Here is a 6,019-nt window from a genome sequence, read left to right as displayed (position 1 = left end):
TCGATAATGTTGCGCCACTGCTCAAGGCTACGCATTTTTCTCATGGCTATCTCCTAATTGAAATTAAGAAATAGTTTAATCGGTTTGACGAGTTACTGGCAGGTGCACTTTGCTAGACGCTTACGAAAATACAATGGCAACGGGTGAAGTGACGGTGTTGCTGCAATCGGCCACAGAGCCGGTCAGTAGCGAAGAATCTAACGTTTTACAAAGTAAACCATTTAATCCAACGGTGGAAAATGAAGAGTTCTATAAATTTAAATTAGTTGCTTATCCTACTAAATGTATTAGCCAAGGTAAGAAAGTGATTGAAATAAAAAATGAGAACGAACAAATCGCTTGGCTGCATCGAAAACTCTCTGGGGCAAATGTCACCGTTACAGCACTTGATAGTTTTTTAGTGAAAAACAAAAAGAGCTTTAATAATCGCTTTGTTTGTTTTGAAGGGGTTTTACAAATTACTAATGCTGATCAAATTTATCAGGCGCTGGTTATGGGTATTGGCCGACAAAAACATGCTGGTGCCGGTTTATTATCTTTAGCGAAAGCAAGTTAACTTAGGGGAATTTATGTATCAACGTATTTATAACGCTTACAGTAGTTTAAGCAAAGGTGACCAAGCGGAGCTGAAAAGATGCAATCTAAGCAAGCTAGCAAATTGCCCTGCTTACTTTAGAGTTTTGAGGTTTTCTGGTGCTAAAGATACTACGCAAACACAACGTATTTTATTTTTGATGACATCAATTGATGTTTCTCAAGAAAGTGAAGCGCAATCTGTAGCTCTTGCTCTTTTAAAAGCAGGCGTAAAAGAGTCACAAATTATTCAAATAACCCGCAGCGGTGACAATGCAATTGAGTATTTAAAACGTCAATTAGTGCGTTGTAAACAAGTGCAATTAGAAAGCTTAGGGAAGTTAGCACAATTTTGGGGTGAAAACTCCCGCCGCCAACTTTTAAAAGAATTTATTTTAGCAGAACAAGATTAATCTTATTCAAATTTAAGTATTTAAAAAATTTTAAAAAGGACATTCAAATGACAACTTTTATTAATATCCATGCGTTAATTTCTCATCCATCATCAATGATGAACCGTGATGATTCGGGCTTACAAAAAACTGCCGTATTCGGTGGAACAATCAGAAGTCGCATATCAAGTCAGTGTTTAAAAAGAGCAATTCGCCAAAGTGATCTATACAAAGAAAATGTTGAAGAACTATCAATTAGAACGAACAAGTTTGATGATTTATTCGCTTTGTGTATTAAAGAATTGCCTGAATTTGAAGCTAAATTAATTGAAGACGTTTTAGAAAATATGGGCTCAAAAGTAAAAACTGAAACGAACAAAGAAACAAAAGAAAAACTCCGTTTTTTTGATGCGGTACAACCTTACTCTATTGGAGCGATCAGAGAAGCTATTAATATGGTTCAAGCAGGAACTGAATTAAAAGATTTAAAGAAAATCGTTCAAATACCCACTATAGATGTTGCACTATCGGGAAGAATGGACGCAAGTTGCCCTGAACGTAATGTTGAAGCAGCAATGAGCGTAGCACATAGCTTAACAACTCATAGCGCAGATATTGAAGTTGATTGGTTTACAGCGTGTGATGATTTGGCTGAACAAGGCTCTGGTCATATTGGCACCCATGAATTTAGCTCTGGCGTGTTTTATCGTTATGCTTCAATAGATGTGGAGCTTTTAGCAAAAAATACCAAAAAAACGGTCAGCGAAACACATTGTAAATACAATAGTAAATTGCTTTGCTCAAGTCTCACCATCAGCTAAACAGAAAACATTTGCAGCACACAATAAAGCTGATTTCGTTTTATGTACAAGTTCAAATCAACCTCTGTCATTAGCAAATGCATTTAGGAAGCCGATCAAAAATACCGGTGAAGTCATGGAAGAATCAATAAAAGCCTTAGTATCTCATTACGAAATGTTAGTTGATGGCTACGAATTACAATCACAAGCCAAAGCATTCGATTTAACTCAAACAGCATTGAGTGAAAAAATAACCTTAGTCAGTAAAATTAGTGAGTTAACGTTTTAATTAGTTTCACAACATGGGAGTTGTTTATGAAAACGTTAATTCTAAAAACTGAAGGTTTATCAGCTTATGGCTTGCAAACCTTTGATGTCCATAGGCGAGCAAATCATTTTCCTACCCGTTCAGCCATTGTGGGGTTATTGGCTGCGGCACTAGGTATTACCCGTAAAGAGCAACAAGCACTTTATGAGCTGTCAGAACAAATTACGACAGCGGTGCAAGTAAATCAAGCAGGTGAAAAAATGATGGATTATCATACAGTGCAAAATTTCCGTAGCCCTGACGGTAAAATTCAAAAAGGCACAAAACCCACATACCGTGAATATTGGTGTGACAGCGAGCACACCTTTGCTATTAGTGCTGAATGTGAACTAATTAGTAAATTAGAAGCGGCCGTTAAAGCGCCTAAATTCACCTTATTTCAGGGACGGAAATGTTGCCCATTAACTAGACCGTTATTTGATCGTGTAATGGATGAAAGTAACCCAGCAATCGCATTAAAAAAATTGGCGAATAAAGGTCAAATTTTTAGTGATATTGAAGGTGAAAACCAAGTAGCTCGAATACAAGTAAGGGATAAGTTAACACTTGCATCTAGAAAGTACGCGATGCGAATGGTGTATGTCAGTGGTGAAATGATTAAACCTGAACAGGAGTTGGCTAGTGAACTTACTTAAAGATCCCTTTATTTCAACGACTGATGGCAAAGTGTCATTAAAAGATATTTTGACCTCAAATAAAGACTATCAGTTACAGTATTTTTTTGATGAAACACAGTTGGCTATGTTGCAAATGTTGTCATCACTTTCAACAGTAGTGTTAAAGCCAACAATATCAGATTTGAATGATTATTTAGCAAATGGATTAAGCCCTGGACAATATGATGCACTACTTGAAAAAGTCGATAGCCAGTGGTTTGAAGGTGAGCGTTTTATGCGTTCAGCTTTTCCTAGTAAAGCAAAAATAGCCGATGGGCCTATTACCAAATTAGTCTCTGGCATTGAATGTGGCGGTTCAGCAAATGCCCTAGGGTTATTTTCAGAGTCTAGCGAAGTGAGTATTTGCTGCACCGACTGTACACATGTTTTAAATTATAATTTACACATGAATATTAAAGGTGAGTGTTTTGGGCCAACAGGTGCTACAGGTATTCGTGGTGGTGGTTCTATAAGCACTCTTATTTCTGGTGAAAATTTAAAGTCGACAATTTTATTAAATACTGTTTGTATTGATTACTTTAATGAGCAAGCCCAACTAGATGATGATGCCGAAAGTCGTTTTATGTGGGATATTCCGCCGATATCAGACATTTATTCTGCACCCAAAATTGGTTTAGAACGTGGTTTATTTGCACTTGCTTATCATATTGATTTTCCAGTAATTGATACTCCATGTACTTGTGATATATGTGGCAACACAGCAGATCAGAGTGTAACTACTTTTCAGCGCGTTAAGTATAGTGGATCGTATGGCTCCACCAAAAAAGGTCGTGATAATGGTGCTGGCTGGTGGTTACACCCTTATACACCAAGAAATGTAAAAGAAGATGGTATATATGCCGTTTGCGCACGAGATCAATATTGGCAGTCATGGCAAGAATTAACATCATATGTTATCGGTAAAGAAACAGATAAAACATCAGTTAAACCAGCATTCATTATCAACCAATTTCAAAATAAATTGGGTGTAGATTTGTGTTTAAGTCTCCTTGTAGGTGGAAATATTGCCGATCAAGGCTCGATCGCTGGGCGAGTCTATGATTTATATTCAATGCCATCATCATTATCTAAAAACAATTCAAGAATATCGTTAGTTATCAATGCAGGTTTAACTCAAAAGGAAAAACTCTCATTAGCGTTCAATAAAATATTCGGTGTGGGTTACGATAAAAACTTTGTTGGAGGTATTAAAAACCAGGCAATACAAAAATTTACATCGAATGCGCAGCAAATTGTTCAGCAGATCTTATTAGATGTTAATCGAAAAGAAGCTACACAGTTAAGAAAAGAGGCTATTGAAGCGTTAAACAAAGAAGCTAAATCGATTTTTAAATCAGTACAACGTAAGTACCAACACGACTTGCCTTTATTTAAAGCATTAGTAAAAGGTGAGTTCATTTTATATAAAGCAGATAGTTAACAATGGCTTTTCTCCAGCTTAAACCCATACCAATTAAAGATCGTAATTCGATGATTTTTGTAGCGATGGGGCGCATTGATGTTCGTGATGGTGCATTTGTTGTGATTGACGAAGTCAATGGTGAGCGAATGCATATACCCGTTGGCTCAGTGGTGTGTATTTTACTCGAACCCGGCACACGTATAAGCCATGCTGCGGTAAAGCTTGCAGCCACGACAGGCACATTGCTGATCTGGGTCGGTCAAGCTGGGGTCAGGCTCTATTCCGTAGGGCAGCCTGGAGGTGCAAGATCAGATAAATTACTATATCAAGCAAAGCTAGCGCTTGATGAAACTTTACGTCTAAAAGTAGTGCGAAAAATGTTTGAATTGCGTTTTGGTGAAGTCGCGCCAGAGCGACGTAGTGTTGATCAACTCCGAGGAATCGAAGGGGCGCGTGTTCGTAAAACTTACGCATTACTAGCTAAACAATATAATGTCGAATGGAAAGGACGCCGTTACGATGCAAAAGATTGGCAAGCTGGTGATATTATCAACCAATGTATTAGTGCCGCCACATCATGTTTATATGGTGTAACTGAGGCTGCTATTTTAGCCGCAGGTTATGCCCCTGCAATTGGCTTTTTACATTCCGGTAAACCGCTGTCATTTGTATATGATATTGCTGATATTATTAAATTTGATACGGTTGTACCCGCAGCCTTTAAAGTAGCAAGTAAAAGACCAAAACAGCCAGATCGAGAGGTACGAATAGCGTGCAGAGAAGCATTTAGAAAAGATAGAACCTTACAGCGGTTAATTCCTTTAATCGAAGAGGTATTAAGCGCTGGTGAGATCACGCCACCTAAACCATATGAAGATGCCCAACTGCCAGCACTACCAGAGCCTGAATCTATTGGCGATGACGGGCATCGCACTAATTAGGAGTGGATTATGAGTATGTGTGTTGTTGTAACTGAAGCTGTACCACCCAGATTAAGAGGGCGATTAGCTGTATGGTTACTAGAAATTCGCGCAGGTGTATACGTTGGTGATGTAGGTCGAAAGATTAGAGAAATGATTTGGTTTCAAGTCTCTGAGTTGGCAGAACAAGGAAATGTGGTTATGGCGTGGGCTACAAATACTGAATCGGGTTTTGATTTTATTACTTATGGTAAAAATGCACGGATGCCTATAGATTTAGAAGGATTAAGGCTGGTCAAGTTTACACCAGTAAACAACGAAACATTAAGCTAAAAATAACTGTTACGCTCTTTAAAAATTTGGTAGATTTGAACTAGCTGTTTTTATTTATAAAAAACAAGCATATACTATTAGAGTGTTCCCCGTACTCACGGGGCTGAACCGAATAAATGCAGCTAAGTGGGAGTCAATAGTGCGTGTTCCCCGTACTCACGGGGCTGAACCGAAATTTATAGATCGTGTGTTCATTAATGAAAAGTGTTCCCCGTACTCACGGGGCTGAACCGCGGCTGACAGCGTAGCTATTGAAGCAAAGCCAGTGTTCCCCGTACTCACGGGGCTGAACCGTGATGTGCTCACCGACTTTGTTAACTTATACAGTGTTCCCCGTACTCACGGGGCTGAACCGGCTGTTATATGAAATTAACCATTAAATACATAGCGTTCCCCGTACTCACGGGGCTGAACCGGTGCCGTAACCAATACCATTGTAAAAATTTAAGTGTTCCCGGTTATCTCGTGGCTGAACCGGCAACGTTTCCGACCGTCGTATTGGTTTTTGCGTTTTCCCCTTATTCACTGGGCTGAACCGCGTGCGTATGCTGGGGAAGTGAACGTTTTTGGGGGGTACCGGTACTGACGGGGGTG

6 protein-coding genes and 1 pseudogene are annotated in these 6,019 nt (G+C 39.0%); all 7 read left to right on the top strand.

The window, feature by feature from the left end; translation table 11 throughout:
* The first annotated feature begins 109 nt into the window (after positions 1-109).
* The 7 genes and pseudogenes from cas6e (at position 110) to cas2e (ending at position 5,425) form a co-directional block, all read left to right on the top strand.
* On the top strand, positions 110-556 hold the full coding sequence (gene cas6e, locus H5232_RS21845) for a type I-E CRISPR-associated protein Cas6/Cse3/CasE (protein WP_259400177.1): 447 nt from the start codon (positions 110-112) through the stop codon (positions 554-556).
* A gap of 13 nt (positions 557-569) precedes the next feature.
* Complete coding sequence (locus H5232_RS21840; RefSeq protein WP_145234120.1) at positions 570-986, top strand: type I-E CRISPR-associated protein Cse2/CasB; 417 nt, start codon at positions 570-572, stop codon at positions 984-986.
* Between the two features lie 47 nt (positions 987-1,033).
* Positions 1,034-2,054: pseudogene (gene cas7e, locus H5232_RS21835) on the top strand (type I-E CRISPR-associated protein Cas7/Cse4/CasC).
* Positions 2,055-2,080: 26 nt separating this feature from the next.
* The gene (gene cas5e / locus H5232_RS21830) at positions 2,081-2,728 is read left to right on the top strand and encodes a type I-E CRISPR-associated protein Cas5/CasD (protein ID WP_145234116.1); all 648 of its coding nucleotides are present in this window, start codon (positions 2,081-2,083) and stop codon (positions 2,726-2,728) included.
* 31 nt (positions 2,729-2,759) lie between these two features.
* Positions 2,760-4,190 carry a type I-E CRISPR-associated protein Cse1/CasA gene (locus tag H5232_RS21825; RefSeq protein ID WP_310736900.1) on the top strand — a complete coding sequence of 477 codons (1,431 nt, stop codon included), beginning with the start codon at positions 2,760-2,762 and terminating at the stop codon, positions 4,188-4,190.
* Between the two features lie 2 nt (positions 4,191-4,192).
* Complete coding sequence (gene cas1e / locus H5232_RS21820; protein WP_182831508.1) at positions 4,193-5,113, top strand: type I-E CRISPR-associated endonuclease Cas1e; 921 nt, start codon at positions 4,193-4,195, stop codon at positions 5,111-5,113.
* A gap of 9 nt (positions 5,114-5,122) precedes the next feature.
* Positions 5,123-5,425 carry a type I-E CRISPR-associated endoribonuclease Cas2e gene (gene cas2e, locus H5232_RS21815; protein WP_145234109.1) on the top strand — a complete coding sequence of 101 codons (303 nt, stop codon included), beginning with the start codon at positions 5,123-5,125 and terminating at the stop codon, positions 5,423-5,425.
* The last annotated feature ends 594 nt before the right edge of the window (positions 5,426-6,019 follow it).

This window comes from Pseudoalteromonas sp. SG41-5, assembly GCF_014164495.1.
Taxonomy (GTDB): Bacteria; Pseudomonadota; Gammaproteobacteria; order Enterobacterales; family Alteromonadaceae; genus Pseudoalteromonas; species Pseudoalteromonas rhizosphaerae.
The sequence above is the reverse complement of the archived record's forward strand: the minus strand, read 5'-3'. Positions and strand labels throughout refer to the sequence as shown.

Coding starts and splice junctions, on each gene's coding strand:
- cas5e (WP_145234116.1), top strand. CDS start 2,081: ATGAAAACGTTAATTCTAAAAACTGAAGGTTTATCAGCTTATGGCTTG.
- cas2e (WP_145234109.1), top strand. CDS start 5,123: ATGAGTATGTGTGTTGTTGTAACTGAAGCTGTACCACCCAGATTAAGA.
- H5232_RS21840 (WP_145234120.1), top strand. CDS start 570: ATGTATCAACGTATTTATAACGCTTACAGTAGTTTAAGCAAAGGTGAC.
- cas1e (WP_182831508.1), top strand. CDS start 4,193: ATGGCTTTTCTCCAGCTTAAACCCATACCAATTAAAGATCGTAATTCG.